Source organism: Sphingobacterium thalpophilum (assembly GCF_901482695.1).
Classification (GTDB): domain Bacteria; phylum Bacteroidota; class Bacteroidia; order Sphingobacteriales; family Sphingobacteriaceae; genus Sphingobacterium; species Sphingobacterium thalpophilum.
Window position 1 is genome coordinate 1,829,817 of the sequence record NZ_LR590484.1, and the last position, 18,029, is coordinate 1,847,845.

Annotated in this window: 15 protein-coding genes; 6 read left to right on the top strand and 9 right to left on the bottom strand. The window is 43.5% G+C overall.

Annotated features, from left to right (window positions below):
• Window positions 1-86: 86 nt before the first annotated feature.
• Both FGL37_RS07835 and FGL37_RS07840 read right to left on the bottom strand, forming a co-directional pair.
• Complete coding sequence (locus tag FGL37_RS07835) at window positions 87-1,157, bottom strand: sensor histidine kinase (RefSeq protein WP_138096737.1); 1,071 nt, start codon at window positions 1,155-1,157, stop codon at window positions 87-89.
• Between the two features lie 7 nt (window positions 1,158-1,164).
• Window positions 1,165-1,779: a hypothetical protein gene (locus FGL37_RS07840; RefSeq protein ID WP_028071162.1), complete on the bottom strand. Its 615-nt coding sequence runs from the start codon at window positions 1,777-1,779 to the stop codon at window positions 1,165-1,167.
• A gap of 394 nt (window positions 1,780-2,173) precedes the next feature.
• Between FGL37_RS07840 and FGL37_RS07845 the strand changes: the two genes are divergently transcribed.
• The 5 genes from FGL37_RS07845 (at window position 2,174) to FGL37_RS07865 (ending at window position 7,610) form a co-directional block, all read left to right on the top strand.
• Complete coding sequence (locus FGL37_RS07845; RefSeq protein ID WP_028071163.1) at window positions 2,174-3,154, top strand: D-2-hydroxyacid dehydrogenase family protein; 981 nt, start codon at window positions 2,174-2,176, stop codon at window positions 3,152-3,154.
• Between the two features lie 142 nt (window positions 3,155-3,296).
• Window positions 3,297-4,364, top strand: a complete 1,068-nt coding sequence (locus tag FGL37_RS07850) for an aminotransferase class I/II-fold pyridoxal phosphate-dependent enzyme (protein WP_232048654.1) — start codon at window positions 3,297-3,299, stop codon at window positions 4,362-4,364.
• Between the two features lie 247 nt (window positions 4,365-4,611).
• The gene (locus FGL37_RS07855) at window positions 4,612-4,896 is read left to right on the top strand and encodes an HU family DNA-binding protein (RefSeq protein ID WP_028071165.1); all 285 of its coding nucleotides are present in this window, start codon (window positions 4,612-4,614) and stop codon (window positions 4,894-4,896) included.
• Window positions 4,897-4,915: 19 nt separating this feature from the next.
• The gene (locus tag FGL37_RS07860) at window positions 4,916-5,752 is read left to right on the top strand and encodes a tetratricopeptide repeat protein (RefSeq protein WP_028071166.1); all 837 of its coding nucleotides are present in this window, start codon (window positions 4,916-4,918) and stop codon (window positions 5,750-5,752) included.
• Between the two features lie 304 nt (window positions 5,753-6,056).
• Entirely contained in the window at window positions 6,057-7,610 is a 1,554-nt protein-coding gene (locus FGL37_RS07865) for an Rne/Rng family ribonuclease (protein WP_028071167.1), read from the top strand.
• A 49-nt stretch (window positions 7,611-7,659) separates the two neighbouring features.
• Here the strand turns inward: FGL37_RS07865 and miaA are convergent, their stop codons facing one another.
• From miaA to FGL37_RS07880, 3 genes are all read right to left on the bottom strand, one after another.
• Entirely contained in the window at window positions 7,660-8,559 is a 900-nt protein-coding gene (miaA, locus tag FGL37_RS07870) for a tRNA (adenosine(37)-N6)-dimethylallyltransferase MiaA (protein WP_081817943.1), read from the bottom strand.
• Entirely contained in the window at window positions 8,556-9,728 is a 1,173-nt protein-coding gene (locus FGL37_RS07875) for a Gfo/Idh/MocA family protein (RefSeq protein ID WP_028071168.1), read from the bottom strand. Before FGL37_RS07875 ends, miaA begins: the two co-directional genes overlap by 4 nt.
• A gap of 61 nt (window positions 9,729-9,789) precedes the next feature.
• Window positions 9,790-10,566 carry a hypothetical protein gene (locus FGL37_RS07880; protein WP_051607174.1) on the bottom strand — a complete coding sequence of 259 codons (777 nt, stop codon included), beginning with the start codon at window positions 10,564-10,566 and terminating at the stop codon, window positions 9,790-9,792.
• 302 nt (window positions 10,567-10,868) lie between these two features.
• On the opposite strand from FGL37_RS07880, the gene def reads away from it, so the two are divergent.
• Window positions 10,869-11,450 (top strand): peptide deformylase, encoded by a 582-nt coding sequence (def, locus tag FGL37_RS07885; protein WP_028071170.1) that lies wholly within the window; start codon window positions 10,869-10,871, stop codon window positions 11,448-11,450.
• Between the two features lie 32 nt (window positions 11,451-11,482).
• Here def and FGL37_RS07890 read toward each other — a convergent pair whose 3' ends face one another.
• From FGL37_RS07890 to FGL37_RS07905, 4 genes are all read right to left on the bottom strand, one after another.
• Window positions 11,483-12,094 carry a trimeric intracellular cation channel family protein gene (locus FGL37_RS07890; RefSeq protein ID WP_037533980.1) on the bottom strand — a complete coding sequence of 204 codons (612 nt, stop codon included), beginning with the start codon at window positions 12,092-12,094 and terminating at the stop codon, window positions 11,483-11,485.
• 62 nt (window positions 12,095-12,156) lie between these two features.
• Window positions 12,157-14,517 (bottom strand): hypothetical protein, encoded by a 2,361-nt coding sequence (locus FGL37_RS07895; RefSeq protein ID WP_051607176.1) that lies wholly within the window; start codon window positions 14,515-14,517, stop codon window positions 12,157-12,159.
• A gap of 11 nt (window positions 14,518-14,528) precedes the next feature.
• Window positions 14,529-17,126, bottom strand: a complete 2,598-nt coding sequence (locus FGL37_RS07900) for a BamA/TamA family outer membrane protein (protein ID WP_051607178.1) — start codon at window positions 17,124-17,126, stop codon at window positions 14,529-14,531.
• A 2-nt stretch (window positions 17,127-17,128) separates the two neighbouring features.
• Window positions 17,129-18,028: a YjiK family protein gene (locus tag FGL37_RS07905; protein WP_051607179.1), complete on the bottom strand. Its 900-nt coding sequence runs from the start codon at window positions 18,026-18,028 to the stop codon at window positions 17,129-17,131.
• Window position 18,029: the final 1 nt, after the last annotated feature.

The following is an 18,029-nucleotide window of genomic DNA, read 5'->3' on the forward strand; positions in this document are numbered from 1 at the left end:
TAAATAAATGGAAACAGGTTCGGTAATCTGTTTAGCGATGAAGATTCTGCCAGTCCGGTTGTTACAAAGTTTTGTCATACGTTGACTTATATAGCTAGATCGGTTTTTATGATCGGAAGTTCAACACAAAAAGTTTTGTCATTTTGCCAGATATTGACCGGTCGGTCGGAAAGCAACGCATAACGCTCCGCAATATTTTTCAGTCCTATGCCGGACTGTTGATGCAGCACTTTCTTTTTTTGTACCTTATTTTCCACAATCAGATAGTCTTCTTTTCGATAGATCCGCAACAGTAAGGGATTTTTAAAGGATATTACATTATGTTTAACTACATTTTCTATAAGTAATTGAAGGGAAAGCGGTAATAGCTGCTCTTGCGGAGCAACTTCATCAAGTTCCATGTGGATATCTATGCCATCTTCAAACCGGAGGCTAAGTAACGAGAGGTACGCTTTTGAGAAAGTCAGTTCTTCCTGCAAGGGAACAAGACTCTTATCTTTATGCTCCAGAACATAGCGGTATATTCTGGAAAGATTTGTGGTAAAGATGCTCGCTTTTTTGGGATCTTCCTCAATAAGGCTATTCAGTACATTTAAGCTGTTGAATAAAAAATGGGGATCGAGTTGGTTCTTTAATGAGGCAAATTGGGCTGAGATCTGCTGCTTTTCCTGCTGACTTTCTTTGATCTGGTAGTCTTTAAATCGTTTATAAAAATAAAAGCCAAAGAAAACCATGGAAATAAACAAAGAGGTGACCGTTATTTGGAAGTAATAGATAACATGCTGTTGATAGATAAAATCAACAAAACGCTGTGAAAAACTTTTGGGACCATCGGCAACAAATAAACCAGAGAAAAAAGCATTGACAACAAAAACCACAAGTATGGTTAAAATGATGCTTCCAGTATAAAAAACGATCATCCTCTTTCCAAAATCTCTGCCCGACGGATATCTGTCGGATACCCATTTTGAAAGGTATACATTCCCAAGGAAAAGCAAGAAGCCATATAGCAAACCTCTGGCCATATGGGGATGGAGAAAAAAAGATAACCAAGGGATATCCCTGCGGTCAAGCTTAGCTACGACCACAAAATACATGCAGACAACGAAGCTTGCCAGTAAAGCCTGTACAATGGTTTTATAAGGTAGTCTTTTCACCGCAATGTCATTTACATTCTTTTAATATCTGCACCGCCCGGTCCCGCCCCCAGGAAGGAGCAAACGGAATCGTTACTTTCTCTTCATCGAATAAAGATAGTGCTTTTCGCACATCCTCACATTCCTGACTTATATCTTGATTGAAATATTTCTTTGAATTTAATTGGAACTCAGCGATTCCTAATCTTGCACGGGGATTGTTTGGCTCGATGGCCAATGCTTTTTGATAGTACCCAATGATGATGGGGGCAAGTTCTTTGCCTTTGGTCATTGGATCGGTTAGCATAAATGCCGTTTTGTTCATAGCCCTCAACACAAGCCACTCTGCATTATTGTCCTGTTTGCTATCGTCGAGGATGGCTTCCGAAGCTTCGACATATTTGACCCGGAGCTCCTGGTCTTGCTCCGAAAAGGCGGCTGTGGTCAGTACCATAGCTTGATAATAGGCAGGAATCCAATTGTCTTTAGCGGCCTGGGCGATACTCTCCAGTTTAGCTGCGGCCTGCTGAGCCTGTCCAGATCGCCATAAAGTCATTGCTTCCGTCATGTTTTTTTCGTAGTTGCGCTGTGCAGAAGCCTTTGTGGCCAACAGGCACATCAAAATTAAAATTGCTGTTTTCATAATTTATATCAATTGCGTTTGTCTGTATATTGCTGTTTATAATAAGATGTTCTAATCATTGGCCAAGTTCTATAGAATCGGCAATCTCAGCAATTAATTGGGGATGAACCATCAGATTGTCTAGATGAATTGTAATTGCATATAGGTTTTCCACTTGATTATCCTTCTTCCGGGTAAAAGTGTCCAAAAGACGAGCCGCTTTGCTGTAGGTACGATAGGACGACGTTCACATATTCCTTTTCCTGGCCAATATGGGCAGCAATACTCCTCGTTCATAAGAGTGGATGGAATGTCAAAAAACAACGACGAACTGCCCTTTTTCGATTTTATGCCGTAAATTAAAGGGTGAAAAGAAAGTCTGTCGCCAGACACAGGTCTAAATAACTTCAAGAAGATGCAAATAACCGTTTTAGATGACTATCAGGATGCTGTCAGGCATCTGAATTGTTTCAAGTTGCTTGATGGTCATGATGTTCAGATATTGCAACAATCCTATACGGATATCAGTGAATTAGCTTCTATACTTCAGGATACGGAGGTGCTGCTCCTGATCCGTGAACGTACCAAAATCACTGCAGAATTGCTTCAGTTGCTTCCAAAGCTCCGGCTTATAAGTCAGACGGGTAAAATTTCCAACCATTTGGATCTGGACGCCTGTAACGCATACCGTGTGGCGGTGGCCGAAAGCTCCGGTTCGCCAGTCGCCCCCGCGGAATTGACCTGGCTTTTAATCATGGCCGGTCTGCGGAGATTGCCAGAAGCTGTTGCGGCCATGAAAGCCGGAAAATGGCAGATAAATATCGGTCAGTCGGTCGCAGGAAAAACCATCGGAATATGGGGCTACGGAAAAATTGGCCGGCTGGTAGCCAGATACGCAAAAGCTTTTGGTGCAGAAGCAATTGTTTGGGGAAGCGAAGGCTCCCGTGAAGAAGCGGTAAAAGATGGATGCCTGGCAGCATCAAGCAAGTCTGACTTTTTCCACTTTGCCGATGTGATTACCTTGCACCTACGTTTGCTCCCTGCAACCCGCGGAATCGTAAAACTTGAAGATCTGCGCTCCATGAAACCCTCTGCTTTGCTAGTGAATACTGCCCGGGCAGAACTGATTGAGCCAGGGGCTTTACTTCAGGCACTGAGAAACGGTACCCCGGGCGCTGCAGCAGTCGATGTCTATGAATCCGAGCCTGTGCTGGATCCCCAGCACCCCCTATTCCTTCTGCCCAATGTGATCTGCACACCGCATCTGGGATACGTGGAAGAAAATGCCTACGAGCAACTGTTTAAATTGGCTTTCGAAAATATCGTGGCTTTCGCACAGGGGCGTCCTCAGCATATTGTGAACCCTCAAGTACTCATAGCACCGGCGCATGGATAGCCGGTGAATTTGTCCGGCGCGCTTTGTTATCGTAGGTGATCTGCAGCAGACATGATCGAGATCCTATCTTATTTATTGGGTTAAAATGCGTAATATTGAGTGCAATAACTGGTCTCTGCCCTGCAGGCAGAAAGTATTGCTCATGAGAATTTTGCAGATGACGGATTTTACGAAGCTTAATCAGCCTACCGGGCGAACCATATATCTAGACGGAAGAGAATACCTTTTTTTCGGAGGAACTTCTTATTTGGGTTTGGCAACCAATCCCGAATATACCGAACTTTTTATTGAAGGACTAAAGCGGTACGGTATTAACAATGGAACCTCGCGCAGTAATAATGTTCAGCAGGCGATATTTGACGAGGCCGAACAATATGCCGCACAGCGCTTTGGTTTTGAATACAGCTTGCTGCTGTCAAGTGGTTATCTGGCGGCACAATTTGTCGTAAAAGCATTATCAGCAGAGGGCGAACTGCTGTATGCCCCCTCCTGTCACCCTTCCCTGTGGAAAAATCAAAACCCTGATGTCAGCGGCAATTTTGAGAATTGGGGTAAGCAAACCGTCGACTATATTAACCAGGCATCGGAAACATCATTTGTTATCATCAGCAATAGCTTGGATAACATGACACCGATGCGGTATGACTTTAGCATTTTTAGCCGGATTTCAAAGGAAAAAAAAGTTGTGCTATTGCTGGACGATTCTCACGGTATCGGTGTATTATATAAAGATGGACTTTCTTTGCTCCCTCAAGATCTGCCGGAAGGAAATATCGAGCTGATTGTTGTGGCTTCATTGGCAAAGGGCCTAGCTACCGACGCAGGCTTGATTTTGGCGAATAAGAAGCGTATAGAGGCATTCAGGAGATCCAACTTCTATACCGGCGCATCGCCAAGTTCTCCCGCCGCGCTCCACGCCTTTGTATATGGTGAACACATTTATAGGCAACAATTTGATAGATTACAGGCGAATATTCTTCACTTTGCGAATGTTAGCGCTGGAAAGTGTAACTTAAAGTCAATACCTCACTTCCCAGTTTTTTCATCGCAAGATACCGGGCTCTATACAAGGCTAGTGGAGGCCGGAATACTGGTGTCGAGTTTTCCGTATCCCTTGCCCACAGATCCTCTATTGAATCGGATTGTCATCAATGCACACCATAAACCGGAAGATTTGGAACTCCTGGGCAAGGCGATGAGCATATCTTGATTTTTCTGTGACAAGCATTGGATCAACTTGTTGTAAATTAGAGAATTGTTCTTATTTTTGGATTCTATTTAGCAGACCGTTTGTGGTAAAATAAGGTTAATTGATTGTAAATGTTTGGTTTTTGGAAGCGTATTTATCAAAAAAGTATTTAAATAATTTCCATTCCTCATTTTAAAACAATACTTTTGCATCCCCAAACATTAGTTGGCTTAAGGGTTGAAAAATAAATAATTACAGTAAAATAGATATGACTAAAGCAGAAATTATTGCAGAAATCTCTAACAAAACTGGCTTAGAGAAGGTAGATGTTCAAGAGACCGTAGAGGCGTTCTTTAAAGTGGTCAAAAACGCAATGATCGGTGGAGAAAATGTATATGTAAGAGGTTTTGGTAGCTTCGTAGTCAAAAAAAGAGCTGAGAAGACTGCAAGAAACATTTCAAAAAATACAGCAATCATTATTCCAGAACACTTTGTTCCTAGCTTCAAGCCAGCTAAAATTTTCGTTGAGAAAGTAAAAAATGGCAATAAATAATCTTTTAAAATAGATTAAAATGGCGAAAACCAAACAGATAATAGTAGTCGGAGCAGTCGTAGCGTTGGTTGCAGTGCTTTTTGCGCAACCTATTAAAGGTTTGGTGGACAAAGAAAAACACACTGCTGCAGCATCTGAATCCGAACCTTCCAACGAAGTGAACCTGGAAAATATCTCTTCGATGACAAAACAGGGGTTAGATGCTAGTTTAGTCAAAGAAATTTCCGATATTGAGGCCCAGGTTGCAAAGGCTTCTGGCGAAGAGAAGATAAAGCTGTTGCAACAGTTGGCAAATAAGTGGGACGATGTTGCAAAGCCTGCCCCTCAGGCATTTGTCTATGAGGAGATGGCCAAGCTTTCACCCAAATTTGATTATTGGCTGAAAGCGGGTAATGCTTATCGTGCTGCTTATACAAATTTGCAGGATTCTACTTTAGCTCAGGCGTTGAACCAAAATGCCATCCGTGCATATGAGGCTGCGTTAAAAGCCAATTCAAGTAGTCTGGATGCAAAAACAGGATTAGGTGCCGCAATGGTATCAGGTACAAACAATCCAATGGCAGGTATTGCCTTATTGCGGGAGGTTGTAGCCGCTGATCCTAAAAATTTAGAAGCAAACAAAACTTTGGGATTGTTTTCTCTACAGTCCCGTCAGTTTGACAAAGCCATCGAGCGTTTTAAGACCGTCATCGATCAGAAACCCGATGCAGAGTCATACTTTTACTTAGCCACAGGCTATGAAAATATTGGGATGAAAAATGATGCCATAACTGCTTTTCAAAAAAGTAAGGAACTGGCAGCTGATCCGTCCCTATCACAATTCATCGATCGAAAGATCGCGGAATTGAGCAAGTAATTAATTTATTATTTATAATCATTAAAAAATTTAGCTATGCCAAGCGGAAAAAAAAGAAAAAGACACAAGATGGCTACTCACAAGCGTAAAAAACGTTTAAGAAAAAATAGACACAAGAAAAAATAGTCTTGTGATAAGCTTTTAAACATCTTGGCCCATTTTGCTGAGATAGCTTTTACGAAACGATCTACATGTCTTTCAGGGTATGTAGATTGTTTTTTTCGTAACAACGTTCTTTAAAATGTTTAATCGGATGCCTAAAATTGCGGTAGGATATCGCATAGGCGTCAAAAATGAGTAGCTTTTGGTAAAGGAATTAATTATCGATTCAACTCCTGATAAAGGGGTAACTATTGCTTTACTACAAGACAAGCAGCTGGTTGAGCTTAACCGCGAACCCGCCAATAATAATTTTGCTGTCGGAGATATCTATCTCGGACGTATCAAGCGGATTATGCCGGGATTAAACGCGGCGTTCGTAGATGTAGGCTACGAAAAGGACGCTTTCCTACATTATCTGGATCTGGGTCCTCAAGTGCAGTCGTTGCTCAAACTTACGCGTATAGTGAAGAATGGCAGTTATCAAGAGAAACTGCTCAATAGTTTAAAACTTGAAAAGGATATCGATAAAGCTGGCAAGATCTCTGATGTCTTGAGCAAGAACATGCTTGTGCCAGTACAAATCGCCAAAGAACCCATCTCAACAAAAGGACCTCGTCTGAGTTCAGACCTTTCAATAGCCGGTCGTTTTGTCGTTTTGGTGCCTTTCTCAAGTACTGTTTCCATTTCCAAACGTATCAAAGGCAGCAATGAACGCAACCGCCTTAAGAAGATTGTGGAAGGAATAAAACCACCAAACTTTGGTGTAATTATCCGTACCGTCTCTGAAGGTAAAGGCGTCGAAGAGCTGCAACGTGATCTATTGGACCTGATCTCAAAATGGGAGCTATTTACCAAACGTCTTCGGAATGCTGAACCGCCTCAAAAGGTTCTCGGTGAAATGGATCGTGCATCCACTATTCTCCGCGATATCTTGACAGACGAGTTTTCGCATATTTATGTTAATGATCCTTCGATCTTCGAAGAAACAAAATCATATATACACGATATATCTCCGGATCTGGAAAAAATTGTGAAGCTTTACAAACATAAAGAACCGATTTTTGACCATTTTGGAGTTGAGAAGCAAATCAAGGCAGCTTTTGGCAAAACGGTAACATTACCGGGTGGTGCGTATCTTGTCATCGAGCATACGGAAGCCCTTCATGTCATCGATGTCAATAGTGGTAACCGCTCTGCCAATAAGGAGAATCAGGAAGACAACGCATTGCTGGTCAATATGGAAGCAGCAAAGGAAATTGCGCGACAACTGCGCTTGCGTGATATGGGTGGAATTGTAGTCATCGATTTTATCGATATGCATAAACCCAATCATCGAAAAGAGTTGTATACGTTCTTAAAAGAGTGTATGGCTTCGGATAGAGCGCGACATACGATTTTACCACCCAGCAAATTTGGCTTGGTGCAGATCACCCGTCAGCGCGTAAGGCCTGAAATGAATATCGTCACAAATGAGAAATGTCCCGCTTGTGATGGTACAGGTGAAATCCGCTCAAGTATTGTCCTGATGGATGATATAGAAAATAATTTGAGTTTTATTCTTCAGGAACAGAACGAAAAAAAGGTGACCTTATGTGTTCACCCTTATATAGACGCCTACATTAAGTCTGGTCTGATCTCAAAAAGAATGAAATGGTTTATGAAGTACGGTAAATGGATCAAAGTAAATCCAATGACGTCATATTATCTAACTGAATTCCACTTCTTCAACGCAAAAGATGAGGAAATCAAGTTATAATAGAAAGAGATTAACGAAAAGGGTTAGCAGTGATGCTAGCCCTTTTTTGTTATATCCAATGGATCCGGATGCCATCTTTCTCCATTTTCCGGAAATAGGTCATCTGCCGTTTGGCGTAACGGTGGATTTCGGTCTCCAGTTTTGTAACAAAGCTTTCATGATCCATCTGCCCCAATAAATACAAGGAGGCGTATTTATATTCAAGGCCATAGTATTGCAATTGCTCGTGAGAGATCCCGGCGGTTAGCAGCTGTTGCACCTCCTCTAGAAATCCCGTGTGTAGTCTTTGCCGAAGTCTTCCGCTAATACTCGCCCGTCGTTGTTCAAGGGAAGGGTTGAGCCCGAAGACTATCGTATCCAGGCTCTTTTGTTGGATGGCAAAGCCCGGATGTTGTTGAAAGAACTCCATGATTTCAATAGCTCGGATAATCCGCTTTTTGGTTGAACGGTCTATGCGAAAGTCGGCCGGTACATCATAATCATCCAGGCGCTCCTGCAAAACTGACGTTGGCTGGTCAGCCAGAGCCTCTTTGAAACCTGCTATGCTAGGGATCTGTGCATACGGATTCCGCTGGATGACACTCTGTAGGTATAAACCAGTACCACCACATAAAATCGCCTGTTTGCCTCTCTTTAAAATGGATTGGTAAGCGTGATGAAAATCGCTAATGAAATGGCCGAGATTATAGTGTTCTCCGGGTTCGCGAATATTGATGAGATGATAAGGAATATCCTGGTATTCTGCCAGATCTTTCCCCGTGCCAATATCCATATGGCGGTAGATCTGTCTCGAATCAGCGCTGATAACTTCACCGTTTATCTGCTGGGCAAGCTGTACGGCCAATTTTGTTTTTCCGGATGCCGTGGGGCCAAGGATAACAATAACTTTCTCTCTTGAGGTCACGCTGTGCCCCAAAAGAGAAAGTATATGGTCTAATCTGTCTATCACACGACAAATTTAGTCCATTTTTCTGTTCCCTCGTTATTTTTAACTACGGTATCGATAAAGGCCATACCTCTTACGCCGTCGTATACTGTCGGGAAATCCTGCTCTTCGGGGGTAGGTGTCCTGCCCTCACGTTTGGCTGTCACAGTCGAAGCAAAGTTACGGTAGATATTGGCAAAGGATTCCAGTAAGCCCTCTGGGTGACCTGCCGGCACACGGGTATTGTGTGTCGCAAAGGAACTCAATGTATAGGGAGCTGCATAGGCATTTCCGGTACGGTACAGCTGGCGCGGCTGATCCAGCATCTTGATGATCAGATTATTTGGATCCTCATTGGCCCACTCCAATCCGCCTTTTTCGCCGTAAATGCGGATACGGACAGCGTTTTCTTCTCCCGCAGAAATCTGTGAAGCCATCAATACGCCTTTTGCGCCATTCTCGAAGCGTAGCAATACCGAACCGTCGTCGTCGAGTAAGCGCCCTTCAACAAAAGTAGTGAGGTCAGCGCATAGCTCCTGAATCTTTAACCCCGAAACGTATTCCGCAAGGTGCGCTGCATGCGTACCGATATCACCCATAACCAGCGATTTTCCCGAACGTTTTGGGTCTGCACGCCAGGCCGCACCGGCATTGCCTTCACGCTCCGTCAAACGGCTTAACCAGCCCTGCGGGTATTCAACAACGATTTTTCTTATTTTTCCAAAATGTCCTTCTTTGATCATGGCTTTCGCTTGCTTGACCATGGGGTAGCCCGAATACGTATGTGTAAGGCATAGTGTACGGCCCGTACGCTCAACCGTCGCTTGCAGTTCTTTGGCTTCCTCAACAGATACGGTCATTGGTTTTTCGACAACAACGTCAAATCCCTTTTCCATTGCCAGTTTGGCTGGGGCAAAGTGTAAAAAGTTAGGAGTAACAATCGTTACAAAATCCATACGCTCGCCTTCTGGAAGCAAAGATTCCTTTTCGATCATCTCTTCATAATTCAGATATACACGTTCGGGAGCTACAAATAAGTCTTCTCCAGATTGTTTTGAAATTTGTGGATCTATACTGAAAGCACCACAGACCAATTCAATCTTACCATCCATAAAAGCGGCGATACGGTGTACGGCCCCAATAAAGGCGTCATTTCCACCTCCGACCATACCCATGCGAAGTTTTCTCTTCATAACATTATTATTTTGATTATTTATTTTTCAATTTAACAGTGTACAATATACACAATTTAGCTTATTTAATATATAAAATCATCTTGATGCTTCCCAAATTTTCCTTGAGGAAGCCTTTTGGGTGTTGGGCTACCAACGTCCTGAGCTCCTCCTGACTGCGATAAGGGTAACGACCTGTCGCGTCTACCCAAAAATGAATGGGCCCAGATATTTCTTTTTTTACGAAACCAATTTTTTCCAGCGAGGAGTCCTGGCTCCAGTCGCGGTCGGTAAATGTCATGATATCACCGGGCGAGAAATCCGCGCAAAAGGCTTTGATCAATTTGCTCAGCCCGCCAATGACGTTGTAACCCGATTTGTTGCAAAAGCGCAATAGTTCAAAGGAACGATAAGATTCGGGACTGTCGTTCATGCGGCGGCCCCCGGAGAATACGGCAATAGATACCAGCTCCCCCTGCTCATATAGACCATAACGGTACTTGCCCGGGATGGCAACCTGTAAATGATGTTCCACGAGAAACTGCATACTCACTTTTTTATCAATACGTGCAACGACCGTGTGCCGGGCGAAAATACGCCGGTTATTCTTTATCTTCGCTACAATGCGCTGAATAACAAGGCTGAATTTTTGTTCCAGCTGATCTTGATCGATATGAATGCTCGGGTCGGAGGTCTGATGGCGCGTCGGTTGCTCTTCGGGATAAAGAAAGATCTTCGTCGTCTCAGGAGCGGTAAGCTGTATAAAAGTATCGCATTCGGTCCGGCTCAGCTTTGCTCCAAGAGACTGCTCGAGTTCGGCTGCAAACCGATTAACCAGATCTTTAAACGATGGATTCATATAGCAAAAGTAACTTTTATAGAAGTTGTGACGAAATATTAGCTTTTAATTATTATCCGTACCTTTGTGCAAAATATAATTACTGTGGGAGTGCCCTTAATGAATGCCCATGAATACAAATGAGATTAAGGGAGAGACCGGGCGTTTGGACAGCCGGAGGCAGTGCGATCCCTTGATCACAGATAATAAATGCTGAACAATATTTATTTACATAGGAAATATGCCGGTAGTCAGGACTGCACACAGCCTGGAAACATATTGCGTGGAATATTCCTATGGCAACGAAAACAAATAATACACATATGAAACTTCCGATAGTAGCTTACGGCGACCCGGTATTGCGCAAGGTCGCTGATGAGATAGATGAAGATTATCCAGATTTGAAGAAATTAATCGATGACATGTTTGACACCATGTATGCCGCACATGGTGTGGGGCTGGCTGCACCGCAGGTTGGCTTACCCATACGTCTGTTTGTCATCGATGCCACGCCTTTTGCAGAGGATGACGTGGAGAATCAAGAATTGCTTAAATCCTTTAAGAAGGTTTTTATCAATCCCATTATGGTTGAAGAATCCGGTGAAAAATGGGCTTTTGGTGAGGGCTGTTTAAGTATACCTGATATCAACGAAGATGTGTTGCGCCACAAAAATATTCGGATCAATTATTTGGATGAGAATTTTGAAGAGCACGAAGTCGAGCTTACTGGACTGGCGGCCCGCGTCGTACAGCATGAATATGACCACATCGAAGGTAAGCTTTTTACCGATAAATTGAGCACGCTGAAGAAGACCATGCTGAAAAGCAAACTGGATGCTATTTCTAAAGGTAATATTCGGGTAGGCTACAAAATGCGGTTCCCACAGCAAAAGAAAAAGCGTTAGTCTCCTCTAACGCTTTTTCTTTTGCCACCGCCTCAGTCCAGCCGGGGTAAATACAACTTATATTTGACAGCGGTCATGCGGATCATAAACACAACGGCGGCGCCTATAAATGCTGCCCAGGATACATCCAAGTGGAGGTGCACTAGCAAGATATACATCAGTCCACCTGCCAGACAGGCGGTCGCATAGACCTCCTTCTTAAAAATCAGAGGCGTTTCATTCAGCAAAATGTCGCGTATCATGCCACCACATACCGAAGTAAACATACCGAAGATGATCGCCGCATATACACTGCTTTCGTAATTCAATGATTTTTGTACCCCCAAAATGGTAAAAAAGCTGATTCCAATTGCATCAAAAAGTGTAAGGGTTCGGTAATAACTGTATAATTGCCTGTTGAAAATAATCGCAATCAGAATTCCCAAGAAGATAGCAATTAAATAATTACTGTCGTTTACCCAGACCGGCCGTAAATTCAAAAAGACATCGCGCATAGATCCTCCGCCAATGGCTGTCACAAAGCCCAGAAAAGCCGCGCCGAAGATATCTATGTCTTTTCGTTTGGCAGACAAAGTCCCCGATATTGCAAAAAATAAAGTACCAAGCAAATCGCTCAGATAAAAGTAGTTGGCATCCGTTATCATCGTCCTCCTGTCTTTAAAATTATTGCCATAACATTTCCCTGAAAAGAGACCCTCCCACAAATTTAGGAGAAATCTTTGTAGTTTAGATTCACTGTGAGACGAATGGCTTTTAAACCTGCAATACCCTGCACCTCTTCAAGCTTCAGATGCTCAATTGTATTTTCGATGATGCCCATATCGTATATGGCCTGAATACTCAGATTGAGATCCTCCAAAATTTCGTCCGAGAGATAAACGATTGCAATTTTATTGACCTGAGTCAGGCGCTCCTTGCTCCGCTTTATCCGGATTTTGTCTATTCTTTTCTTGATAATCTCATAACGGATATTTAATGAGCCTTCCACGTCAAACCGACGTTCATCTTCCCGGAAGCTGATATCAATGCTATGCGGGTTGATAAAGATCAGTTGGGTAGTTTCCAGCGCGATCGGTAAACTCTGTTTTGCCTGATGGGCTTTTAAAGCGATCCTCGCCATCGATATGATTTGCTGGCGTCGAAAGATGTTGATAAACTCCTTGCTAAACGGTTGTTGGGGCGTGATGGACTTGCCGATATAAATATCGTATTCGATGCCGTCGGTCCGGAACTTTTGGAAATAAGATGGATAGTTGCCTTGAATAAAATGGTTGAACTGGTTGAGCTCCTTGCTGATCAGCTGGTTGATCCTGCGCAAGGAAGTTTCAAATTCATTCCGATAAAACTCGCCAGTCTCCCTATTGGTAAAGAAGTGTTGTGCATAGTGTGATATGATCGCGTGTTTTGCCGGAAACTGTCTGTAGGCTTCATCCAGAAAGGGCTGCACGTCCTTTCGGAAAAACTCGATGATCTTAACCATGGATTCGTCAAAGGAGATACGGTCCAGCGAATCGGTAATCTGATCTACCCGTTTGGAAAAGTCCAGAATTAATTGATGTCGGCCATCCCGGGACAATTCGTCAATCAGCAGCGCGAGCTGCTTTACCTTAAAGCTAAAATCCCGCAGGATTGAGGCATTGCGGATGATCGTCGAGTCCTTGACATCTATGGCGCCGTAAAGAGGATAGACATCTTCGAAGATGACAGGTTTGATATGCGCATTCTGTTCGTCATTTTCCAGTCCCTGTATGTACTGTGCAGCCACATAGTTAAATTTCCACTGTACAGCAGGCTGAATGGTGGTAAAACGGTTGATAATTATTTCGTCGATCCGTTTTTTAAATTGCATCGTAATGTCATGAGATAGCTGGGATAGTAAAGGGACCAGTGCACGCAGGGAATGTATGGTCTCGGTATCCAGCTGATCTAACTGACGGCTGTAGATTTCCATAATACCGGATAGGGCATGATTGTGAGTCAGCGGAATACAAAGGTATGTTTTGACCCCAGAGTCGTGTATCTGTTCATCAAAAATAGACTTTGTATTTTTGACCCCGTCCATGGCGTTGTAAAAGATCAAATACGGATGTTTGAGATAGTTTGCAACTTGGGGATGGATATTTGTGTCACCATCCTTTCCATAAGTCTCCGAAATCAGCACGCTTTTATTCGTAATGGAATAATCAAAAAATGGAAGGCCATTGAGCTGAAATAAAGGAAATAGGCTAAAAATAGTATCCGATCCTTTTAATATGGGTTTAAGGATGTTCTCCAGCTCTGTTAGAAAAATATGGTAATTATACGTTTCCAGGTCCGATAGCATCGACTGAATACGTTTTTGCGTATGTGCTAAACTACTTTTTCTAAAAGTCACCATGGAAAATCCCGACAGCTCAAAGTCTTCTATTTTGATCTGGCTGGTCACATTATTCCAGTCGAATAAAGATGTGTCGTCTGCGTTTTGGCTGAGGTGGCTTACATCAAAATGCGGAAGTTCCTTCCGGGGCTTTATATCGACAAATTTGAAGTCAATATGAAGGTCATAATAATCGATAATTTCGCCCCGTGTATTGAGGTGATGAAAGACGATACTACTGTTCTCTTGCGTAGGAAGGCCATATAGACGCTGGAAAATTAAAGAATAGATCATTTTTTCCTGATTGCTCAATGTGTCCCCACCTTGTATCTGGTCGTCGATATCCTGCTCTGCCAAGCGCTGACTGCAAAGCTCAAAAAAGGCTTCGGTGCCATAAAAAGTTTCTTCAGCAAGCGGAGTGGCCAAAGCCCAGTATTTTTTTGGATCGGTGTCAATAAGCGATACCGATAAACTATAGATCAATTGCAGTATATCTTTATAAGCATTTAGGTTCTGTTTACAGAGCCGGCCGCTGACAAGCTCAATTTCCTTGATCCGTTCGAGGGCGAGCACTGGGATCATATCATCCGAAGCAGCACTATTTTGAGTAAAGGATTCGAGGTATCGGAAAAAAGGCTCGAAGTTGAGCCTTCTTTCGTTGTTATGGACAACACCTTTGCTTTTGGTGAGTTGTACGTTCTTAATTTCCATGCGTTAAACGGTTAAAATCGGAACCCAGTACTAAAGTAAGGATACCAGCCTTCGTTGGATTTGGCCATGACAACATGTAACGGTAATGCATTCGCTACAATGTAATATAAGCCGGCCCCTATGCCTTGATGGATCCTATTGCTGTTGTACCCATGTGCCCATACTTTGCCGATATCATACATTCCCATGACTCCCAGTTCGCCCGGCAGAACATAACTCTTCACATCATGTATTTTCACCCGTGCTTCCAGATTATTATAAACCATCTGCTCCCCGGCAAATCTATACTGACGGAAACCCCGCAAATTTTCGTGGCCTCCAAGAAATAAATACTGGTAAAATGCGGGGTTTCCGATGACGGTACCACCTCCTACCCGATTGGCGAGAATAAGGCCTTCGTCGAACGCGCTAAAATAGCCTGCGAATTCGCCACTTATCTGAGCCGAGTTGCGGGAGTATTTATTCAGGCCCAGATAGGAATTCAATATTGCGTTGATATATAGCCCCTTGCTGGGGTTGACCTTGCGGTTGCGGCTGTCATGGGTCAGGAAAGCGTTCAGTCCCGTGAAAAACTTGTCATTGGTGATAGACAGGCTGTCATAAGAGTGTAGGGCCTGTGGATTTAAGATAAAGCGGTCCTGGTTTTCTGCTGGGTCCAGATGATAAAATTGGATGTGTGGGCCTACTGCATACTGCAATGAAGATCCAGAATGCCATCTCAACTGAGGATTAACGTTAAAAATATTGAAACGGCTGCGGTAATATTTTGCCCCATGTTGCTCCTTTAGAAATAAGGAATTGTTACCGACACCGAAGAAGTTTTGCGTGTTGTCCGGTGCTTTTGCCAAGGCATCGAGCACCAAGTCAGCGTTGCCCACAACGTCCTGCCATTCGCCACGATAATGGATTTTATAGGCTCCTGTTCTAAATGCCGCGGCAACCGTAATCTGTTGTTTGTAGGTGAAAGGTGTTTTCCGAAATCCCCGCTGATGGGTGTACGCCGCACCTAAGCCCAAGGAGAAACCGTCGTCAGCATTGTATCCTGCGGTAAGCAAAGGTAACCAGGAATTGTACAGGTTAACCGGTACAAACTGGATATTTGAACTGTCCTTGCTGCGATGCAGCTTGATTCGCTCTTTTTTACCTAAAAAGAGCGAATTTTTGGAGTTTTCATAAAGTTTTATGCTGGACCTGCTGTTTGTGACAACATAGGTTTTGGGTAAGCTGTCGCCAATGATACGAAGTTTTATGGGCGAATTACGGTTGTTGACGAAAACGGTGTCACTTCCTGCGCCTAAATATAAGCGTATTTCTTTGGTCAAACCTTTATCGTAGGTTTTGTCCATTAGTGTTTTGGTAACTTTTCCCTCCTTGTTTATCTTCGAGACGTTCACTTTGAGGCCTTTTTTGCCCGTGCTTTTAACTTCTACCCTTTCGTTTTTATCACTAAGATGGATATCCACGATAGTATTGATAAAACGGTAATAGGTTTCCATCGCCGCCGGTAGCGCATCCCGCCTACTCTGAAGTGTTTGGTAAATCTGCTCGCCACGAATCGCTATGGATGATTGGGGGAGACTGTTGACCGATTGCCGGAGTACCGAGTCCGTCAGACGGGAAACAAATTGATTGACTTCTTTCGACCATTCTTTATGCGGAAGCTGGTTGCTGGGATGGGCATTCAAAAATTTGGACTTAAATAATGAATATTTGATGTTGGGGATTCCCATGGTGAATCCTTGCATGACCGGGTTTACAAAACGCTGGTAAATGTCTTTCATCAACAATCCTTGCGTAACCCGTAATGCCTGGTCGCGGTCCCTTGGAATGGGAATATAATCTTTGTCCTTATCATCGGTATCCTGATTCTCGTTGTACCATCGCCATTGGTCTTCGTGTCGGTCCCAGTCGCTAACGATGACATCCAACATACGCGCACGTAGATAAGCCTTGGCTTTAAAGTCATCATCATTATCTTCCTGCATCTTACGGACCGCCTTTGGACTGTTGTCCGAATCGCCTAACGGCTCTCTTTCTTCCAATAGGGCTACAGTATTTTCAAAAAGCGGAGCATATTCACCTAAAATCGTGTCCGGAGCGACTACGCCAATCACTGGATGCGCATATGGTACATGGACTGCATGGGCCAGAGGTGGAATCATCAAGGCCGAATACGGGTGCTGAGCGCTTGTTGCATCATCCAGAACATCCTGCACAAAGGTACCATGCAACTCTTCCGGGATCAGCGATTCCGTACGTTTGTTGACTGAACGAAGCGCCCATTGACGACCGCTGGAATCTTGCAGCCGCAGCGAGACGGATTGCATGCCCCCACCCTGTTTCACGGGGGTCAGTCCACCATACAGCCTCGAAAGCTGTAATCGTGGCAGGGTGGTTGGAGCTGCCCATTCTTTTCGGTAATTCTCTCCAAGAAAGAATCTTTTGAACCCTCCCGCTGTTCCGTACTTAGCATTGGCAACTACGGTTATACTATCTTTGATCACTGCGGGGCTAAGCGGAAGGCCGTTATGTCCTGCCGACATGTCTTGCTGCTGAGCAAAGGAATGCAAGGATAGGAAAAGTAAAAAGAAAGGTAAGGCCGATTTCATGCTTATATTTTTTCGAACTTATAGATGATTCCTTTATCTTGACTACCCGCCTCGCTGCTGATATAGAGATTGAATTTTGAATCAAAGGTGATCCCCTCAGGTTGCGGAAAAAGTTTTGGATCAAGAGTTGTCACAGATTTAACGTGAAAATGATCATCTGTTACCACCAGCGCCTTATCAACAGAAGAAAGAATATACCATTCATTGCTGTCCAGCTTTTTAGCTAAGGCTGACGGCCTAAATGTTTTTTTAATCTTAGGATTGAATTTTTTCAGTTCGTCAATCTGAACAGCAAATTCCCCTCGTGGGCTTAGTCCTCCGCCCGGGCCTATGGTGAACATATAGCCGGAGGTCTGTGGTTGTTTTTTATCCGCCTTACACTCTTTACACAATACATAAGCCTGATTGGTACTTTTGTCAACGAAAAGACCTTCGTATTCTCCTTTCGGCACAAGATCTTTCTGCTCTGTGACCGCTTTGATATTATCCTTTTCGCTGATGGGAAAAGAATAAATAGTCCCATTGCTTTTTAGGATGAAGAGATGTGTTTTGCTGCTGGCGATATCTTCGTAATCGCCATCTTTACCGAAAGGGGTATAGGTTGCTTTTTGTGTCGTTAGATTATAGGTAAATAGCAATCCCTGCTCATCTTGAATAGCATAAATATGGTCATCCTCCCCTTCAATAAATGTGATGCCCGATATTTCAAGCAGTTCATCCGGAAGGTTTATCTTCTGGCCCGAAGATAGCTTGTAGGGAATGCCCTGCTGTTGCCCACGATCCACTGTTACGGTGGAGGGCTCACCTGAATTCCCATTTTTCCCCCTATTGGGGTTGCAGGCTAGTAAAATTGCTGCAGTCAATCCAAAGGCCAATGTTGTCATCAATGTTGCTGGTTTCATT

Bases quoted from the DNA above. Each gene is read 5' to 3' on its own strand.
- FGL37_RS07840 (WP_028071162.1), bottom strand. From the start codon at position 1,779: ATGAAAACAGCAATTTTAATTTTGATGTGCCTGTTGGCCACAAAGGCT.
- FGL37_RS07845 (WP_028071163.1), top strand. From the start codon at position 2,174: ATGCAAATAACCGTTTTAGATGACTATCAGGATGCTGTCAGGCATCTG.
- FGL37_RS07850 (WP_232048654.1), top strand. From the start codon at position 3,297: ATGAGAATTTTGCAGATGACGGATTTTACGAAGCTTAATCAGCCTACC.
- FGL37_RS07855 (WP_028071165.1), top strand. From the start codon at position 4,612: ATGACTAAAGCAGAAATTATTGCAGAAATCTCTAACAAAACTGGCTTA.
- FGL37_RS07860 (WP_028071166.1), top strand. From the start codon at position 4,916: ATGGCGAAAACCAAACAGATAATAGTAGTCGGAGCAGTCGTAGCGTTG.
- FGL37_RS07875 (WP_028071168.1), bottom strand. From the start codon at position 9,728: ATGAAGAGAAAACTTCGCATGGGTATGGTCGGAGGTGGAAATGACGCC.
- FGL37_RS07880 (WP_051607174.1), bottom strand. From the start codon at position 10,566: ATGAATCCATCGTTTAAAGATCTGGTTAATCGGTTTGCAGCCGAACTC.
- def (WP_028071170.1), top strand. From the start codon at position 10,869: ATGAAACTTCCGATAGTAGCTTACGGCGACCCGGTATTGCGCAAGGTC.
- FGL37_RS07890 (WP_037533980.1), bottom strand. From the start codon at position 12,094: ATGATAACGGATGCCAACTACTTTTATCTGAGCGATTTGCTTGGTACT.
- FGL37_RS07895 (WP_051607176.1), bottom strand. From the start codon at position 14,517: ATGGAAATTAAGAACGTACAACTCACCAAAAGCAAAGGTGTTGTCCAT.
- FGL37_RS07900 (WP_051607178.1), bottom strand. From the start codon at position 17,126: ATGAAATCGGCCTTACCTTTCTTTTTACTTTTCCTATCCTTGCATTCC.
- FGL37_RS07905 (WP_051607179.1), bottom strand. From the start codon at position 18,028: ATGAAACCAGCAACATTGATGACAACATTGGCCTTTGGATTGACTGCA.